At 64.8% G+C, this 420-nt stretch carries 1 pseudogene; it reads left to right on the top strand.

Annotated features, from left to right (window positions below):
• Positions 1–73 precede the first annotated feature (73 nt).
• Positions 74–420, top strand: a pseudogene (locus G3I71_RS48495) (protein phosphatase); the annotation flags it as partial.

Raw genomic sequence — 420 nt, 5'->3', positions numbered from 1 at the left:
GTCGGCGGCGAAGGCGTTGGGTGAGTACGTCACCGAGGCGCGGCCGATCGTGGCGCGGTTGAAGGAGCTCCAGGTGAAGGCGACGACCTTCACGGGGAAGATCGCCGGGGACGAGCACTGGAAGGACGACGGGGACAAGATCGATGAGAACAACGATCTGATCCACGATGTCAACGCGGCGGTGTCGGCGTTCTGGGCGGCGGAGCGGACCTGTGCGAACAAGATCCGTGGGTTGTACTGTGCGCCGCCGTTGACGACCGATGACGGCAGTCACGGCGCGAACATGTACGGGTACAAGGGTGAGGACCTCGACAACGCGCAGGACCTGCCGTGGGGTTCGCAGTTGGAGGAGACCCACCGGGCGTGGGAGATCGGGTACTGGGTCAAGTCGTTCGTGTGGGACGGCCTGATCGTCGACGG

The sequence above is a fragment of the Streptomyces sp. SID12501 genome, from assembly GCF_010550245.1.
In the GTDB taxonomy this organism is placed as follows: Bacteria; Actinomycetota; Actinomycetes; order Streptomycetales; family Streptomycetaceae; genus Streptomyces.
The sequence above is the reverse complement of the archived record's forward strand: the minus strand, read 5'-3'. Positions and strand labels throughout refer to the sequence as shown.